Source organism: Ferrovibrio sp., assembly GCF_046297895.1.
GTDB lineage: Bacteria > Pseudomonadota > Alphaproteobacteria > Ferrovibrionales > Ferrovibrionaceae > Ferrovibrio.
The window spans coordinates 346,474-363,808 of record NZ_JBKBHC010000005.1; the positions used below are offsets into that span (position 1 = coordinate 346,474).

Here is a 17,335-nt window from a genome sequence, read left to right on the forward strand (position 1 = left end):
AGACCATGAGCAAACGGGAATTGCCCAAGTGGCTGACCAAGACCCCGGTGGCCCATCGCGGCCTGCATGACATCGCCAAGGGCGTGCCGGAAAATTCGCGGCTGGCCTTCCAGAAGGCCATCGATGCGGGCTTTGCCATCGAGACGGACGTGCGCATCACCGGCGACGGCCAGGTGGTGGTGTTCCACGACCCGGACCTGACGCGCCTGTGCGGCCGCGAGGGCATCGTGAAGCGGATGCCGCTGGCCGAGCTGAAGCCGCTGACGCTGCTGGGCACGAGCGAGACCGTGCCAAGCTTCCGCGACCTGCTGGACCAGGTGAAGGGCCAGGTGCCGCTGGTGGTGGAACTGAAGAAGGACAAGGGCGAGCTGCCGGGCCAGCTTGAGGACAGCGTGGCCCGCATGCTGCAGCATTATCCCGGCCCCTGCGTGGTGCAGTCGTTCAATCCGCGCACCGTGAAATGGTTCCACAAGCATGCGCCGCAGATCGTGCGCGGGCAGATTTCCACCAACCTTGCCGACATGACAAAAGGCCTTAACTGGTTCACCCGGTGGCAGCTGAAGCGCGCCCTGATGAACGGCTATGGCGAGCCGGATTTCCTGGCCTATGACGTGCGCGACCTGCCGTCGGAGATCACGGCGGCGGCGCGGCGGCGCGGCCTGCCGATCTTAAGCTGGACCGTGCGCACGCCCACCGAACGCGCCCGCGCGGCCGCCCATGCCGACAACGTGATCTTCGAGGACCTATCTACCCAAGCATGAGCGTTCTGGCATGACACGCAGCGCGGCCTCCAGCGAGCGGATCGAGCTGCGCAGCCTGAAGCGCGTCGCCGACCTGACGGCTGCCGACTGGGACCGCTGCGCCGGCCGGGACAATCCCTTCGTCGCCCATGCCTTCCTGAACGCGCTGGAACAATCGGGCTGCGTGACGCCGCGCACCGGCTGGCAGCCCCTGCATCTGGTGGCCGAGATCGACGGCGCGGTTGCCGGCATCCTGCCCCTGTATGTGAAGGGCCACAGCCAGGGCGAATACATCTTCGACCATGGCTGGGCCGAAGCCTGTGCCCGGGCCGGCGGGCAGTATTACCCCAAGCTGCTGTGCGCCGTGCCCTTCACGCCGGTGACGGGTCCGCGTTTCCTGGTGGCGCCGGGACAGGATTTCGACACTGTCGCTGCGGCGCTGCTGCGGGGCGCGCAGGGCATCGCGCGCCAGCATGGCCTGTCCTCGCTGCATGTGAATTTCCTGCCCGAAGATCAGGCGCGCTGGGCCGGGGAACAGCCGGACCTGCTGCTGCGGCTGGGCGAGCAGTTCCACTGGCGCAACGATGATTACGCCGATTTCGAGGCCTTCCTCGCCCAGCTTGCCTCGCGCAAGCGCAAGGCGATCCGCAAGGAACGCCGCGAGGCGGTGGCGCCCGGCATCGAGATCGTCACGCTGCAGGGCGACGCGCTGACCCCCGAACACTGGGATGCCTTCTTCGCGTTCTACATGGATACCGGCAATCGCAAATGGGGCCGGCCGTATCTGAACCGCGACTTCTTCGCCCGCCTGCATCAAACGATGCCTGAGCGCATCGTGCTGGTGATGGCGCGCCGCGCGGGCCGCTGGATCGCCGGCGCCTGGAACATGCTGGGATCGGATGCGCTCTATGGCCGCAACTGGGGCTGCGTCGAATACCATCCGGGGCTGCATTTCGAATGCTGCTATTACCAGGCCATCGACTATGCCATCCGCCATGGCCTGGCCCGGGTGGAAGCCGGCGCCCAAGGCGAGCACAAGCTGGCGCGCGGCTATCTGCCGGTGCCGATCCATTCCGCCCACTGGATGGCCGATCCGGGTTTCCAGCAGGCCGTGGCACGCTATCTGGAGGAAGAACGGGCCTACATGGCCGGCATGATCGAGGCGCTGGACCAGCATTCACCTTTTCGTCAGGTGCAGACCGAGCCCGAAACGGAATAGCCTGCCCCGGCACAGCCGGCTAAGATCGGCGAAAACAATGGGAGGACTCGGATGGCTGCCATGCCGCATGATGCCGGCTGCATCTTCTGCAAGATCGTGAAGGGCGACGCGCCCAGCTTCAAACTCTATGAAGACGAGCTCACCTTCGCGATCATGGACATCAACCCCTTCATGCCGGGCCATGCCTTGGTGCTGAGCAAGGGCCATTTCGCCAACCTGCACGAGGCCAGCGAGGAGAGCGTCGCGGCCGTGGCGCGCACGGCCAAGAAGATCGCCGCCGCCGTCAACGAGGCCGTGAAACCTGACGGCATCAACATTGTGCAGGCCAACGGCCAGGGCGCGGCACAGTCGGTGCTGCATTACCACGTGCATGTGCTGCCGCGCCGCTTCGGCGACAATGGCAGCCTGAACTGGAGCCTGACGCCGGGCGACCACGAAAGCATCGCGAAACTGGCCGCCGACATCCGGGCCTGCCTGTGATCCGCCTTGCCGCCCTCGCGCTGGGAGCCGCGTTGCTCGCCCTGCCGGCCACAGCCCAGGACCTGCGCACGCAATGCCGGGACGAAGCGCAGCGCGGCCTGACCAAGGCCTGCGAGGCCGCCATCGCCAAACAGCCGCGCGATCCGGCGCTGCATGCCCTGCTGGGCGAGGCCTATTTCGCCAGCGGTTTCTACGGCGACGGGCTGGCGGCCTTGCGGCAGGCCATCGCGATGTCGAACGGCGCGGCGGACTACCGCTACCGCTTCGCCGGCTATGCCGCGCTGATCAACGAATATCCGCAGGCGGCGGCCGAGCTGGAGCGCCTGGTGCAGGACAATCCCGACCATGTGAAGGCCTGGACCCTGCTGGCCGACTGTTACCGCTACCTGAAGAACAAGCCGCAGGCCCTGCGCGCCGGCCTGCGCGCCGCCGAACTGGGCGATGCCGCCGAGGCCTATGCGCTCGGCATGCGCTATGGCAGCGGCGACGGCGTCGCGACCGATCCGCGGCAGGAGCTGCACTGGCTGGAGCGCGCCGCTAACAGCGGCTATGTCGCCGCCATGCAGGAACTGGCCCGGCTGCATGCCGAGGGCCGTCCCGGCCTGCCGCCCGATGCAGCCAAGCAGCGCCAGTGGGAAGACGCCGCCCGCAAGGCCATGAAGAACTAGCCGGGAAAGCCTAGCGCAGCTTGGGATTCAGCGCGTCGCGCAGCCAGTCGCCCAGCACGTTCACCGCCAGCACCAGCAGCACCAGCGTGAGCGCCGGGAAGAAGGTGATCCACCATTCGCCGCTGAACAGGAAGCTCTGGCCCACCCGGATCAGCGTGCCCAGCGAGGGCTGGGTCGGCGGCACGCCGACGCCGAGGAAGCTGAGCGTGGCCTCCGACAGCACCGCCAGCGCCAGGCCCACGGTCGCCAACACCAGCACCGGCCCCAGCGTGTTGGGCAGCACATGGCGCAGCACGATCACCCAGTCGGGCTGGCCGATCACGCGGGCGGCGGCCACATAGTCCTTGTTGCGTTCGACCAGGGCGGCCGAGCGGGCGACGCGGGCGAATTGCGGCCAGTCCGCCACGCCGATGGCGAAGATCAGCACGAAGATGGCGATCTCATTATGCAGCTCGCGCGGCAGCGCCGTGCGGGCGATGCCGTCGATCATCAGGGCGATCAGGATGCTGGGAATGGTGAGCTGCACGTCGGCCGCGCGCATCACCACCATGTCGAGCCAGCCGCCGCGATAGCCGCACAGCACACCGAGCAGCGTGCCGAACACGGCAGCGAAGACGATGGCGGAAAAGCCGACCAGCAGCGAGATGCGGCTGCCGTAGAGGATGGTGGAGAGCAGGTCGCGGCCCTGGTCGTCGGTGCCGAGCAGATAGGCGCCCATGCCCTGCCCGGCCCAGGCCGGCGGCGTGAAGGCGTCCATCAGCCGCACCGCGCCGGGGTCGAAGGGGTTGAACGGTGCCACCAGCGGGGCGAAGACGGCAGCAAGGATGATCGTCAGCGCCACCACCGCCGAGACGACCACGGCGGGCGAACGGCGGAAGCTGTAGGCCAGATCGCTGTCGTACCAGCGGCGCAGGGTTGCAAGGGTGCCGTGCATCGTGGCGTCGCTCATGTCGCCTTCCCCGCCGCCTTGGCCCGGTCGATGCGCAGGCGCGGATCGATCAGGAAATAGATCAGGTCCACGGCTAGGTTCAGCACCACGAACATGAAGCCAACCATCACCAGGTAGGCCGCCATCACCGGAATGTCGGCGAAACCGACCGCCTGGATGAACAGCAGGCCCATGCCCGGCCACTGGAACACCGTCTCGGTGACGATGGAAAAGGCGATCAGCGAGCCGATCTGCAGGCCGACGATGGTGATCACCGGCATCATGGTGTTCTTCAGCGCGTGGCGGAAATGCACGATGCGGTCGGTCAGGCCGCGGGCGCGCGCAAACTTGATGTAGTCGGTGCGCAGCACCTCCAGCATCTCGGTGCGCACCAGGCGCAGCACCAGGGTGAGCTGATACAGGCTCAGCGTGATCGCCGGCATGATGATGGCAGCCCAGCCGGATTTGGTGAGAAAGCCGGTGCTCCACCAGCCCAGCGACACGACCTCGCCGCGGCCGAAGCTGGGCAGCAGGTCGAACTGCACCGACAGCAGGTAGATCAGGCCGATGCCGATCACGAAGGTGGGCAGCGACACGCCGATCAGGCTAGTGGTGAGGATGAACTGGCTGATCCAGCTGTCGCGCCGCAAGGCGGTATAGACGCCTAGCGGCAGACCGACGGCCAGCGCCAGCAGGGCGGAAAGTAAGACCAGTTCTAGCGTCGCCGGCAGGCGCTCCTGGATCAGGACGGCGACCGGTCGCTTGAGACGATAGGACAGGCCGAAATTGCCTTCGGCGGCATTGGCCAGGAAACGACCGAACTGCACGGGGGCCGGGTCATTGAGGCCAAGCTGGTCGCGCAGCTCCTGGCGATCGATCGTGGTGGCCTCCTGGCCGACCATGTTGTTGATCGGGTCGCCGACATAATTGAACAGCAGGAACGCCACCAGCGCGACGGCGAGCATGACAGCCACCGCCTGGGCCAGGCGTCCGACGATATAACCGAGCATGGGACTTTACTTATAAAAGAGGCTGCCGCCCCCGGCAGAACCGGGGGCGGCAGGGCCGATTACTTCATCTTGGCGAAGTGGAAGCGCGGCACGTTGTCCGCGATGATCGGCATGTCGAGCTTGTCACTCATCGCCCAGTTCAGCACCTGATGGTGCAGCGGCAGGTAGATGATCTCGTCATTCACGATCTGCCAGGCATCGGCGATCAGCTTGTCACGCTTGCCCTGGTCGAGCTCGTTCAGCATGGCGTTGATCATGCCGTCCAGCTTCGGGTTCGAGTAGTTGGTGAAGTTCCAGGCGCCGTTCTTGCCGTCCGGAGTCTGCACCAGATACGAGAACACGTAATGCGAGTCGAAGGTCGGCACGCCCCAGCCGAGCATGAAGAAGCTGGTATCCTTCTTCTGCAGCTTGGGGAAATGCAGTGTCTTGGACTGCGCCACCAGTTCGACCTTGATGCCGACCTGGGCCAGCATGCCGACCACTGCCTGGCAGATGCCCTCGTCGTTCACGTAGCGGTCGTTCGAGCAGTCGAGGCGGATGCCGAAGCCGTTGGCATAGCCGGCATCCTTCAGCAGGGCCTTGGCCTTGTTCACGTCATACGGCAGGCGCTTGTCGATGGCCTTGTCGTAGCCATGCACGCCGGGCGAAGTGATCATGCCGGCGATCACGGCATCGCCGCGCATCACCTTCTGCGCGATCGCGTTCATGTCGATGGCGTGATACATGGCCTGGCGCACACGCTTGTCGGCCAGCGGGTTCTTGCCCTTCACGTCGGAGTATTTCAGCTCGGGGCTACCGACATCCAGGCCGAGGAAGATCGAACGGATCTCGTTGGTCTTCTTCACCTGCAGGCCCGGCGAGCGCTTGACGCGCTCCACGTCCTGCACCGGCACGTCGAGCACGAAATCGAGCTGGCCCGAGATCAGCGCGGCGACGCGGGTGGCCGGCGTGGTGACCGGGGTATAGACGATCTCGTCGATGTTGTGCGGATTGTCCTTAAGGCCCCACCAGTTCGGATTCCGGGCCATCACCGTGCGCACATCCTGTTCGCGCAGCTTGAGCATGAACGGGCCGGTGCCATTGGTGTTGCGCACCGCGAAGGTCTCTTCCTTGTCCTTGTAGGATTGCGGATTGACCACGTTGTTCTTCTCAGCCCAGGCCTTGGACATGATGAAGATGTTGGCGATCTGGTTCGGCAGGATCGGGTTCGGACCGTTGGTCTCGACATGCACGGTCTGCGCGTCGATCTTCTTCACGTCCTTGACGCTGGCGATGTAGGTCTTGAAATCCGAATTCGGATGCTGGGCGCGCTTCACCGAGAAGACCACGTCATCGGCGGTGAAATCGCTGCCATCATGGAACTTCACGCCCTGACGCAGCTTGAATTCCCAGGTGGTGTCGTTGACCGGCTTCCACGAGGTGGCCAGCGCGGGCACGAATTTCAGGTCGGCGCTGTAGCCCACCAGGCCTTCATAGGTCTGGAAGCTGCCGGTACGGGTCAGGCCCTCGTTCTGGCTGTGCGGGTCCATGGTCAGGTAATCGCCCTGACTCGCCCAGCGCAGGGTCTTGCCCTGTGCGAATGCTTCTCCACCCATCAGCGGCATCGCCAGCGGCGCAGCCAGCGCAAAGGCGCCGGCCAGCAGGGCGGCCTTCAATCGGATAACGGCCATACATTGCCTCCTTGTTTTTCTATATAGCGACCGCGCGGAATCGCAGGATTCCGCGCGTCCTGGGCGCGACTGTAATTTTACGGAGATATGATGTCTACGGACTCGCGGTCCGCGGCAGGTTTACCCAGAGTTAGGCAACCCGGAGCAGGCTGACCCGGGCAGAGCCCGGGTCCGGCAACCCTCAGTGCACGTACTCGGGTACCTTCCCGGCGCCGCCGCCGGCCGAACCGCCCTTGTCGCCGCCGCCCTTTTCCCCGGTGAATTCGAAGGCCAGCTTGTCGTCGGCCACCTTGACCAGGACATGACCGCCCTTCACGAGCTGGCCGAACAGCAGTTCGTCGGCCAGAGGCTTCTTGATGTTTTCCTGGATCACGCGGCCCAGCGGTCGCGCGCCATAAAGCTTGTCATAGCCGCGTTCGGCCAGCCAGGCGCGCGCTTCGTCGGTCAATGCGATGGTGACGTTGCGGTCGGCCAACTGGCCTTCCAGCTGCGCCACGAACTTGTCGACCACGCGGTTGATCACATCGGTGGAGAGCGGCGCAAAGGCGATCACGGCATCGAGCCGGTTGCGGAATTCCGGCGTGAACAGCTTCTTGATCGCTTCCTCGTCCTCGCCTTCCTTCATGCCGCGGCCGAAGCCGATGGCCTGCTTCGACATCTCGGATGCGCCGGCATTCGTGGTCATGATCAGGACCACGTTGCGGAAATCGACATGCTTGCCGTTGTTGTCGGTCAACTTTCCGTGATCCATGACCTGAAGCAGAATGTTGAACAGGTCGCCATGGGCCTTTTCGATTTCGTCGAGCAGCAGAACGCAATGGGGATGCTGGTCGACGGCATCGGTCAGCAGGCCACCCTGGTCGAAACCGACATAGCCGGGCGGCGCGCCGATCAGGCGCGAGACGCTGTGGCGTTCCATGTATTCCGACATGTCGAAGCGGATCAGTTCCACGCCCATGATCTGGGCGAGCTGCCGCGCCACTTCGGTCTTGCCGACGCCGGTGGGGCCGGAGAACAGGTAATTGCCGATGGGCTTCTCGGGCTCGCGCAGGCCGGCACGCGCCAGCTTGATCGCGCTGGCCAACGCATCGATGGCCTCGTCCTGGCCGTAGACCACCCTTTTCAGCTCGGCATCCAGGTTGCGCAGGCTTTCCTTGTCCTCGCGCGAGACCGACTTGGGCGGGATGCGGGCGATCTTGGCAACGATGGCCTCGACCTCTTTCACGCCGATGGTCTTGCGGCGCTTGCTTTCCGGCTTCATCAGCTCGGCCGCGCCGACTTCGTCGATCACGTCGATGGCCTTGTCGGGCAGCTTGCGGTCGTTGATGTACTTGGCCGAGAGCTCGACGGCCGCCTTGATCGCATCCTCGGTGTAGCGCACGCCGTGATGCTGTTCGTAATAGGTCTTGATCCCCTTCAGGATCTTCACGGCATCGGGCAGCGACGGTTCGTTGACGTCGATCTTCTGGAACCGGCGCAGCAACGCACGGTCCTTCTCGATATAGGACCGGAATTCCTTGTAGGTGGTCGAACCGATGCAGCGCAGCGCGCCGGAAGCCAGTGCGGGCTTGAGCAGGTTGGAGGCATCCATCGCTCCGCCCGAGGTGGCGCCGGCGCCGATCACCGTATGCATTTCGTCGATGAAGAGGATCGAGCCGGGCTGGGCCTCCAGCTCCTGCATCACCTGTTTGAGGCGCTCCTCGAAATCGCCGCGATAGCGGGTCCCGGCCAGCAGACTACCCATGTCCAGCGCGTAGATGGTGGCATCCTTCAGAATTTCCGGCACCTCGCCGCGCACGATGCGGCGGGCGAGCCCCTCGGCGATGGCCGTCTTGCCAACACCCGGATCGCCGACATAGAGCGGGTTGTTCTTGGTGCGGCGGCACAGGATCTGGATCGTGCGCTCGATCTCCGCCTCGCGGCCGATCAGCGCGTCGATCTTGCCGGCCTTGGCCTTCTCGTTGAGGTTGACGCAATAGGCGCTGAGCGCCTCCTTGTCCTTCGACGTATTGCGCTCGGTACGCTCGGCGCGCTCCGCCCGCTGTTCGACATCGCTGTCGGCACCGCGCACCGGACGCCGCTCGTTGCGGGTCGGAGCCTTGGCGACGCCATGGCTGATATAGCTGACCGCGTCCAGGCGCGTCATGTCCTGCTCCTGCAGGAAATGCACGGCATGGCTTTCGCGCTCGGAGAAAATCGCTACCAGCACGTTCGCGCCGGTGACCTCCTCGCGGCCCGACGACTGCACGTGGAACAGCGCGCGCTGCACGGCGCGCTGGAAGCTGAGCGTGGGCTTGGCATCCTGCGCCACGCTGGCCACCAGCCCGCGCAGTTCTTCGTCGATGAAATTGCCAAGGCGCTGGCGCAGCTTCTCGACATCGACATTGCACGCCCGCAGCACGGCAATCGCATCCTGATCTTCGGTCAGGGCGAACAGCAGATGCTCCAGCGTGGCGAATTCATGCTTCTTGGCGCCGGCCAGCGACAGGGCCCGGTGCAGAGTCTGCTCAAGCGTGCGGGAGAATGATGCCATGCGCCGTTGCCTCCCTCAGTCGCGTTCCATGGTGCATTGCAGCGGGTGCTGATGCTGACGCGCGAAATCGATCACCTGGGTTACCTTGGTCTCGGCCACCTCGTAGGTGAACACGCCGCAGATGCCCACGCCCTTCTGGTGAACATGCAGCATGATCCGCGTGGCTTCCTCGCGGGCCTTGTTGAAAAAGCGCTCAAGCACATGAACGACGAATTCCATCGGGGTGTAGTCGTCGTTCAGCAGCAGCACCTTGTACATGGGCGGCTTCTGCGTCTTCGGCCGGGTCTTGGTGACCACGCCGACCTCGGTGCGCCCGCGCCCGTCACGTCCATCCCGTTCGCTCATGCCTCAAATCCAAGCTTAGCGGCACCAGAAATGCGGTGCACGGAACGATGATATGGCTTCAAGTGTTAAAAATACCAGCACCCTTGGGACAAAAAAAGAGCCCGGTGTGACCACCGGGCTCCAGACGCAATGTACTCTGGGGAGGAAACTTGGGCTGCGGGCCCGCCTGTTCAAGCGGCCAGCGGCTTAACAATCTTCTCGACGGTGGCCTGAACCTGCGCGTTGATCGGGGCGAAGGTCTCCTGGGCGACCTTGGTGGCCACTTCGCTCAGCTTGGTGGTGTGAGCGGTGTAGGCCTCGAAGGCGCTCTTGGCGAAATCGTTCTGCAGTTCGATCAGTTCCTGCAGGGTCTTGGCACCCATCATCGCCTTGGTGGCGGAGATCTGGTCCTCGATCTGGCTCTTGGTGAAGGCCATGACCTCGGCGTTGATGCTCTCGATGCCCTTGGCGGCAACGTTGCCGGCCGAAACCAGGGCTTCGACCTGGTCCTTGCCCAGCTTGGCGGCATCATCGACGCTCTTGGCAACGACGTCGAAACGCTCCTTGCTCATCGAAAACGCCTTCTCAACCGCATCGGTCGAGGCCTTCAGGGCCTTCTCGATCTGCTCCTTGGAGGCGAAAATCACGGCCTCGTAGGGATTGCCGGCGAGGGCTTCGGTTTCGGTCTTGGTGGTCTTGCTCTTGGTAGCCATGGGAAACGTCCTTGCTTGTCCGGTTGGTAACGGGCCGGACCCGCTTTGCGGGGCGGCTGCGAGAGTTAAATGCTGCGCTGCAACAAGCCTAAAAATAGGGGCTGACCGCCCCGACGTCAACCTAAAAATTGTGCGGCGCACAAATTTCTTGTGCGCCGCAGCAGTATTCGGGCAATTACTTATAAAAATCAGCTAATTGATGGTTCCCTGGGTGTACCGCAGCCCATTCCCTTGCACCTGGAAGCGATGCGGAATCTGTCGCCCGCTGCCGGTATCCGGCGCATTGAGATAGCTGCTGTAGGGCGGCAGGGCCACGGGATAAGGCTGCCGCGCCTCCACCCCGGTCTTGTCGAAGGGCTGCAGGGCCTCCAGCAGCGGCACGGCCATGCGATCAAATTCCGCCGAGGGCCAGGACCAGGCATGGAAATGGAAGCCGCCATTGCGGCAGGCACTCGCCGTCCAGTAGAAGCTGTCGCCGCGCAGGAACAGGCCTTCGGGCGCCGGCGCCTCGAAGCCGGCCGCCGCGATCGCCTGCTTGAGACGGGCATATTCCGCCGCATCCAGGCGATACATGGCGCGCTGGCCACGCCAGGGCGCCAGGGGATCGCGGAGCGAGATCGGGGTCTTCGGGTCGTTGAGATTGGGCCGGCCGATCGCCTGCACCTCAAGCATCGCCCCGCCCTCGGCCAGGGCCGTCAGGTCATAGGTCCGGCGCTGTTCGTCCTCCACGGCATTGTAGACCAGCCGCCAGCGCTCCGGCTGCCCGGGCTGGCAGGCGCGGGCGATATCGTCGCCGCCCACGTAGCGCTGCCAGGTCAGGCTGCGCAGGAACGGGTCGTCCGTGGGACCGACGGCCGCGCACCCGGCCAGCAACAGAACGGCTCCCGTCAGAGCGGAAAACGTTGAGAACGATTTCTTAAGCGGCATGATCCTAGTCTTTCAAGCTATCTCGCCAGTCGCGGCTGAATCTGGGGATGAATCCAGCAGATTCAAGTTCTTACGAAACAATCCGCTGGACAAGGGGTGGCATGGTTAATATCCTACATCCGATTCGCGGCGGGGAAACCCACCCAGCCTGGACACACATCCGAAACAGCCTGCCTGTCAGGCGCGGACGATGCGGGGGAATAATGTACGGTTTTTGTCGGTTTTCGCGTCGGACTCTGCCCGCCGTTGTAACAATCTGTTTCATTCTGGCCCTTGCCGCCCTGCTGCCGAACCCGGCCCACGCCGGCGGCTATTCTGCCATCGTGCTGGATGCCGATACCGGCCGCGTCCTTCACGCGCATGAGGCCGATACCCTGCGCTACCCGGCCTCGCTGACCAAGATGATGACCCTCTACATGGCTTTCGACGCCCTGAAGGACGGCCGCCTGAAGCTGGACCAGCGCATTCCAGTCAGCGCCCATGCCGCTGGCCAGGCTCCCTCGGCCATCGGCCTGCGTCCGGGCCAGACCCTCACCGTCCGCGACGCCATCCTGGCCGCCGTGACCAAGTCGGCCAATGACGCGACCGTGGCCCTGGGCGAGGCGATCGGCGGCAGCGAGACGCAGTTTGCGACCATGATGACCCGCCGCGCCCACCAGCTCGGCATGACCAGCACCACTTTCCGCAACGCCTCGGGCCTGCCCAATCCCGGCCAGAAATCGACCGCGCGCGACATGGCCACCCTGGCCCTCGCCCTGCTGAAGAACCACAAGGCCTACTACACCTACTTCTCCACGCCCGAATTCGAATGGAACGACCGGGTGTTCAACAACCACAACCACCTGCTGAAACGCTATGAGGGCGTGGACGGCATCAAGACCGGCTATATCCGGGCCTCGGGCTTCAACCTCGTTGCCTCGGCCAAGCGCGACGGCCGCCGCGTGATCGGCGTCGTGTTCGGCGGCACCAGCGTCACCGCCCGCGACAACCGTATGATCGAACTGCTCGACACTGCCTTCGAGAAGATCGACGACCGCGACGCGCCGGTGATGGTTGAAAAGCAGCCCGACCGGAACTTCGCCCTGATCTCCAGCGCCGAGGCCGCGACGCCCAAGGCCACGAAGCCCCGTCCGGCCAAGGCAGCGGCCGGCGGCGGCGAATGGGCCGTGCAGCTCGGCGCCTTCAAGCAGGCCGCCTCGGCCGAGAAGCTGCTCGACCGGGTGCGCGACAAGCTGCCTTCGGCCGAGCCGCTGGTCGATGCGGTCGATGCCGGCAAGATCACGCTCTACCGCGCCCGCCTCACCGGCCTGAGCCAGACCGATGCCCAATCGGCCTGCCAGCGCTTCAAGCGCGAGAAGCTGACCTGCTCCGTCGTTTCGCCCGACGCCTGAGCCCGCCCGACGGGTCCCGGTCTGCTGCCGCGGTGACGACCATCACCGCGGCGGTTTCATTTCGGGACCGGTGCGCAGGCTGCGCTTTCCAGGCGGGAACAGCCTTCCTATGATGGCGGCCCCTCCCGCTCCAAGTTCCCCATGACCTCGCCCAACCTCCAGCGCCGCTACCGGAAGACCCTGACCTACGTGCTGGTGGTCTCGGCCCTGGCCGGCGCGATCTACGGCGGCGTCCTCACCTATATCCTGGCCCATGGCGAGCCCCATGAACTGCTGGAGGACATCGTCCGCGGCACGCTGCGCGGCATCTTCACCGGCCTGATGATCGGCGGCCTGATCGGCTGGTTCGATATCTTCCTGGTCAATACCGGCCGCGCCCGGCTGCGCAGCCTGCCCTTCCTCTGGCTGGTCCTGATCAAGGGCGCCTATTACAGCGCGGCGATCCTGGGCAGCATCTGGCTGGGCGGGCATCTCTTCCGCATCGAAGGCGATCCCGGCACCGGCTTCAACCGCACCACGATCATTACCGTCACCTTCGCGCTGATCTTCAGCACGCTGTTTTCCTTCATGATGGAAATGTCCCTGCTGCTCGGGCCGGGCGTGCTGCGCGACATGCTGCTGGGCCGCTACCACCATCCGCGCCGGGAAAGGCGCCTGTTCGTGTTCTTCGACATGCGGGGGTCGACGGCGATCGCCGAACGCATCGGCGACCTGGCCTTCCACCGCCTGCTCAACCGCTTTTTCTCCGACCTGACCGAGCCGGTACTGGCCTGGCAGGGCGTGATCCACAAATATGTCGGCGACTCGATGATCGTGACCTGGCCGCTGGGCGGCGGCCGCAATCCGGCGGGCGCCTTCGCCGCGGTGGCCGAGGCCCATGCCCGGCTGGCATCCCTGCGCGACGATTACCTGCGCGATTTCGGCATGGCCCCGGAATTCCGCGCCGTGCTGCATGCCGGCGAGGTGGTGACCGGCGAAATGGGGGAAGTGAAACGCGAGATCGTGCTGCTGGGCGACACCATCAACACCACGGCGCGGATCGAACAACTCGCCAAGACCATGCCGGACCATGCCACCATCGCCTCGGCCGAGGCGCTGGCGGCGGCGCTGCCGGCCGGGACGGCGGCCCGGCCGCTCGGCGAATTCTCGCTCCCCGGCAAAAGCGCTGCTATAACCCTGTACGCCGTCTCGTAACGATACAAAAGAGTTCGAGGAAATGTCCGCCCCCATGACTTCCAGCATGGCGTTTATCGCCGGCCGTGTGCTGCTGCCCTTTGCCTGCGGCTATTTCATGTCCTACCTGTTCCGCAGCGTGAACGCCGTGATCGCGCCGAACCTGCAGCGCGACCTGGGCATCGGCGCCGGCGACCTTGGCACGCTGACGGCGGCCTATTTCGTCGCCTTCGCCGCCTTCCAGCTTCCCTTGGGCATCCTGCTCGACCGCTTCGGTCCGCGCCGCGTGCAGGCCCTGCTGCTGCTTTCGGCGGCGCTCGGCGCCGTGGTGTTCGCCATCGGCGCCAATCTCGGCCACCTGATCATCGGCCGCGCCCTGATCGGTCTGGGCGTGGCCGGCGGCCTGATGTCGGCGATGAAGGCGATCGCGCTATGGCTGCCCAAGGAACGCTGGGCCCTGGCCAATGGCGTGTTCATGACCGCCGGCGGCCTCGGCGCCCTGGCTGCCACCCTGCCGGTGGAGCTGGCGCTGGAGCATGCCCATTGGACCATGCTGTTCTGGGGGCTGGCGGGGCTGACGATCCTGGCTTCGCTCACCATCTTCTTCGTCGTGCCCGAACGCCCGCGCGCGGCGACGCAGATCGTCGGCCTGGGCACGCAGCTGCGGGAATGCGGCCAGTTCCTGACCGACCGCCGCTTCTGGCGCATCGCGCCGGTCTCGATGATGGGCATGGCCAGCGGCATGGCGATCCAGGGCCTGTGGGCCGGCCCCTATCTGCGCGATGTGGGTGGGCTCGACCGTGCCGCCGCCGCACAGGTGCTGTTCCTGCTGGCCGCCGCGCTGACCGCCGGCTTCACGCTGACCGGCATAGCCGCCGACCGCCTGCAGAAACGTGGCATTCCGCTCAGCCGCACGATGGTGTGGGGCGTCGTGCTCTATGCCGTGGTGCTGGCCGTGATGGCCAGCGGCTGGACGCCGACCAATCCCCTGCTGTGGATCGCCTTCGGCATCATCAGCAACACCACCGTGCTGGCCTATCCGATCCTGAGCGGGCAATTCGCACTGGAGCAGGCCGGACGCGTGAACACCCTGCTCAACGGCGTGGTGTTCGGTTTTACCTTCTTCGCGCAGGCGGGGATGGGCTGGCTGATCGACCTGTGGCCGCGCGGCGCGGACGGCAGCTATCCGGCCGAGGCCTATCGCTGGACCTTTGGGCTGGCGCTGGCGCTGCTGCTGCTGACGCTAGGCTGGTTCCTGCGCGGCGAGCGCGCGGCTCAGGGCTTGAAGGCCGGTCGGCCGACCGAATAGTAGCTGAACCCGGCCTGGCGCATTTCCGCCGGCTTGTAGATGTTGCGCAGATCGACCAGTACCGGCTGCTTCAGCAGCGTCTTCATCCGGCCAAGGTCGAGCGCACGGAACTGGTTCCACTCGGTGATGATCACCAGGGCGTCGGCTCCGCTGGCCGCGTCGTAGGAATCCGAACACCAGACCACGTTCTGCAGCAGCTTCTTCGCCTCGTTCATGCCCTCGGGATCGAAGGCGCGGATCGTGGCGCCCTTGGCCTGCAGGGCCGGCAGGATCTCCAGGCTGGGACTGTCGCGCATGTCGTCGGTCTCGGGCTTGAAGGTCAGCCCCAGCACGGCAACGGTTTTGCCCTGCACGCTGCCGCCGCAGGCCTCGATCACCTTGTCGGCCATGCGACGCTTGCGGCGATCATTGATCTCGACCACGGTCTCGACGATGCGAAGCGGCGCATCGAACTTGCGGCCGGTCGCCACCAGCGCCTGGGTATCCTTCGGAAAGCAGGAGCCGCCATAGCCCGGACCGGCATGCAAGAACTTGCCGCCGATGCGGCCATCCAGGCCAATGCCGCGCGCCACGTCCTGCACGTTCACATTCACCTTCTCGCACAGATCGGCGATTTCGTTGATGAAAGTGATCTTGGTGGCCAGGAAGGCGTTGGCGGCATACTTGATCAGCTCTGCCGTTTCCAGTGCGGTGAACAGGATCGGCGTTTCATTCAGGTAGAGCGGCCGGTAGAGCTGGCGCAGCAATTCGCGCGCCCGCTCGCTCTCGGCGCCGCAGACCACGCGATCCGGACGCATGAAATCCTCGATCGCCGCGCCTTCGCGCAGGAATTCCGGATTGGACGCCACCTCGAATTCGGCATCCGGCCTGGTTTCGCGGATGATGCGCTCGACCTGCCGGCCGGTGCCGACCGGCACCGTGGACTTGGTCACCACCAGGGTATAGCCCTCGATGGCCTCGGCGATCTCCTTGGCGGCGGCATAGACGTAGGACAGATCGGCCTCGCCATCGCCGCGGCGCGACGGCGTGCCGACGGCGATGAAAACGGCATCGGCCGCCTTGACCGCGGCCTTGACGTCCTGGGTGAATGACAGCCGGCCGGCCTTCACATTGCGGGCGACCAGATCCTCAAGCCCTGGTTCAAAAATCGGGATTTCGCCGCGCAGAAGGCTGCCGATGCGGTCGGGATTCTTATCGACGCAGACGACCGTGTGGCCGAATTCGGAGAAGCAGGTTCCCGATACCAGGCCGACATAGCCGGTGCCGATCATGGCTACACGCATCGTTTAATCCCCCAGCCCTGGCTTGTCAGAGCGTCTTGCTGATGTCGCGAATGATGTCGGCCGCATCCTTGCGCATGTCCTGCCGATGCAGGGCGAATGCAATGTTGGCATGCAGGAAGCCGATCTTGTCGCCGCAATCGTAGCGCGTACCCGAGAAACGCAGGCCGTGGAACGGCACCTCGCCGATCATGCGGGCCAAAGCATCGGTGAGCTGGATTTCGCCGCCGGCACCGCGCTGCACCTTGTCGAGGTGATCGAAAACGCTGGGCTGCAGGATATAACGGCCGATAACGGCCGTGCGCGACGGCGCCTTGTCCGGGCTGGGCTTCTCGACCAGACCCTTCACTTCAACCATCCTGTCGGCATCCTTGCCGGGCTGAATGATGCCGTAGCGCTTGGTGTGTTCCTGCGGCACGTCCATGGCGGCAATCATGTTGCCGCCCACCTTGTTGTAGGCCTCGACCATCTCGGCCAGGCAGCCGCGCGGGGAGAGGATCAGGTCGTCGGCCAGCAGAACGGCAAAGGGTTCGTTGCCGACCAGCGACTTGGCGCAGCGCACGGCATGGCCCAGTCCCTGCGGTTCCATCTGGCGCGTATAGGATACCGCACCGGCCTTGGGCATCCAGCTGTTGATGGCCTCCAGCAGATCAGTCTTGTCGCGCTCGCGCAGCACGTCTTCCAGTTCATACGACCGGTCGAAATGATCTTCGATGGCCTGCTTGCCGCGGCCGGTAACGAAAATGAATTCCTCGATCCCCGCCGCCTGGGCTTCCTCGACCGCGTACTGGATCAGCGGCTTGTCCACCACCGGCAGCATCTCTTTGGGCATCGCCTTGGTGGCCGGCAGAAAACGGGTGCCGAGGCCGCCGACGGGGAACACGGCAGTACGGATCGGACGGATCATGGATGGCGCGACTTTCTTGGTTGTTGCTGCGGGCGGATGATTCGGCCTGATGTCCCGGCTCTG

Annotated in this window: 16 protein-coding genes; 7 read left to right on the top strand and 9 right to left on the bottom strand. The window is 64.9% G+C overall.

Features of this window, described 5'->3' with window-relative positions; all coding sequences use genetic code 11:
• Positions 1-5 precede the first annotated feature (5 nt).
• The 4 genes from ACK4FK_RS10895 to ACK4FK_RS10910 are packed head-to-tail and all read left to right on the top strand — an operon-like array spanning position 6 to position 3,107.
• Positions 6-761, top strand: coding sequence for a glycerophosphodiester phosphodiesterase (locus ACK4FK_RS10895; protein ID WP_409744975.1), 756 nt, complete (start codon positions 6-8; stop codon positions 759-761).
• Positions 762-771: 10 nt separating this feature from the next.
• Positions 772-1,959, top strand: coding sequence for a GNAT family N-acetyltransferase (locus ACK4FK_RS10900; RefSeq protein WP_409744976.1), 1,188 nt, complete (start codon positions 772-774; stop codon positions 1,957-1,959).
• Between the two features lie 51 nt (positions 1,960-2,010).
• Positions 2,011-2,439 carry an HIT family protein gene (locus ACK4FK_RS10905; protein ID WP_409744977.1) on the top strand — a complete coding sequence of 143 codons (429 nt, stop codon included), beginning with the start codon at positions 2,011-2,013 and terminating at the stop codon, positions 2,437-2,439.
• Complete coding sequence (locus ACK4FK_RS10910; RefSeq protein WP_409744978.1) at positions 2,436-3,107, top strand: tetratricopeptide repeat protein; 672 nt, start codon at positions 2,436-2,438, stop codon at positions 3,105-3,107. Before ACK4FK_RS10905 ends, ACK4FK_RS10910 begins: the two co-directional genes overlap by 4 nt.
• Positions 3,108-3,117: 10 nt before the next feature.
• Here the strand turns inward: ACK4FK_RS10910 and ACK4FK_RS10915 are convergent, their stop codons facing one another.
• The 7 genes from ACK4FK_RS10915 to ACK4FK_RS10945 all read right to left on the bottom strand — a co-directional run bounded on the left by ACK4FK_RS10915 (position 3,118) and on the right by ACK4FK_RS10945 (position 11,158).
• The gene (locus tag ACK4FK_RS10915; RefSeq protein ID WP_409744979.1) at positions 3,118-4,056 is read right to left on the bottom strand and encodes an ABC transporter permease; all 939 of its coding nucleotides are present in this window, start codon (positions 4,054-4,056) and stop codon (positions 3,118-3,120) included.
• Entirely contained in the window at positions 4,053-5,045 is a 993-nt protein-coding gene (locus ACK4FK_RS10920) for an ABC transporter permease (RefSeq protein ID WP_409744980.1), read from the bottom strand. The genes ACK4FK_RS10915 and ACK4FK_RS10920 overlap by 4 nt, the downstream gene beginning before the upstream one ends.
• 59 nt (positions 5,046-5,104) lie before the next feature.
• The gene (locus ACK4FK_RS10925) at positions 5,105-6,715 is read right to left on the bottom strand and encodes an ABC transporter substrate-binding protein (RefSeq protein WP_409744981.1); all 1,611 of its coding nucleotides are present in this window, start codon (positions 6,713-6,715) and stop codon (positions 5,105-5,107) included.
• Positions 6,716-6,896: 181 nt separating this feature from the next.
• The gene (clpA, locus tag ACK4FK_RS10930; protein ID WP_409744982.1) at positions 6,897-9,248 is read right to left on the bottom strand and encodes an ATP-dependent Clp protease ATP-binding subunit ClpA; all 2,352 of its coding nucleotides are present in this window, start codon (positions 9,246-9,248) and stop codon (positions 6,897-6,899) included.
• Between the two features lie 15 nt (positions 9,249-9,263).
• Positions 9,264-9,593, bottom strand: a complete 330-nt coding sequence (gene clpS, locus ACK4FK_RS10935) for an ATP-dependent Clp protease adapter ClpS (RefSeq protein ID WP_300299458.1) — start codon at positions 9,591-9,593, stop codon at positions 9,264-9,266.
• 170 nt (positions 9,594-9,763) lie between these two features.
• Positions 9,764-10,285, bottom strand: a complete 522-nt coding sequence (locus tag ACK4FK_RS10940) for a phasin family protein (protein ID WP_409744983.1) — start codon at positions 10,283-10,285, stop codon at positions 9,764-9,766.
• A gap of 192 nt (positions 10,286-10,477) precedes the next feature.
• A complete protein-coding gene (locus ACK4FK_RS10945; protein ID WP_409744984.1) occupies positions 10,478-11,158 on the bottom strand; it encodes a hypothetical protein in 681 nt (226 codons plus the stop codon).
• Between the two features lie 257 nt (positions 11,159-11,415).
• On the opposite strand from ACK4FK_RS10945, the gene ACK4FK_RS10950 reads away from it, so the two are divergent.
• The 3 genes from ACK4FK_RS10950 (at position 11,416) to ACK4FK_RS10960 (ending at position 15,085) form a co-directional block, all read left to right on the top strand.
• A complete protein-coding gene (locus tag ACK4FK_RS10950) occupies positions 11,416-12,603 on the top strand; it encodes a serine hydrolase (protein ID WP_409744985.1) in 1,188 nt (395 codons plus the stop codon).
• Positions 12,604-12,744: 141 nt separating this feature from the next.
• A complete protein-coding gene (locus tag ACK4FK_RS10955) occupies positions 12,745-13,797 on the top strand; it encodes an adenylate/guanylate cyclase domain-containing protein (protein WP_409744986.1) in 1,053 nt (350 codons plus the stop codon).
• Between the two features lie 34 nt (positions 13,798-13,831).
• On the top strand, positions 13,832-15,085 hold the full coding sequence (locus ACK4FK_RS10960) for an MFS transporter (protein ID WP_409744987.1): 1,254 nt from the start codon (positions 13,832-13,834) through the stop codon (positions 15,083-15,085).
• Here the strand turns inward: ACK4FK_RS10960 and ACK4FK_RS10965 are convergent.
• Complete coding sequence (locus ACK4FK_RS10965; RefSeq protein WP_409744988.1) at positions 15,052-16,368, bottom strand: UDP-glucose dehydrogenase family protein; 1,317 nt, start codon at positions 16,366-16,368, stop codon at positions 15,052-15,054. The two genes, ACK4FK_RS10960 and ACK4FK_RS10965, sit on opposite strands and share 34 nt — an antisense overlap.
• Positions 16,369-16,393: 25 nt before the next feature.
• Complete coding sequence (galU, locus tag ACK4FK_RS10970) at positions 16,394-17,272, bottom strand: UTP--glucose-1-phosphate uridylyltransferase GalU (RefSeq protein WP_409744989.1); 879 nt, start codon at positions 17,270-17,272, stop codon at positions 16,394-16,396.
• Positions 17,273-17,335 lie beyond the last annotated feature (63 nt).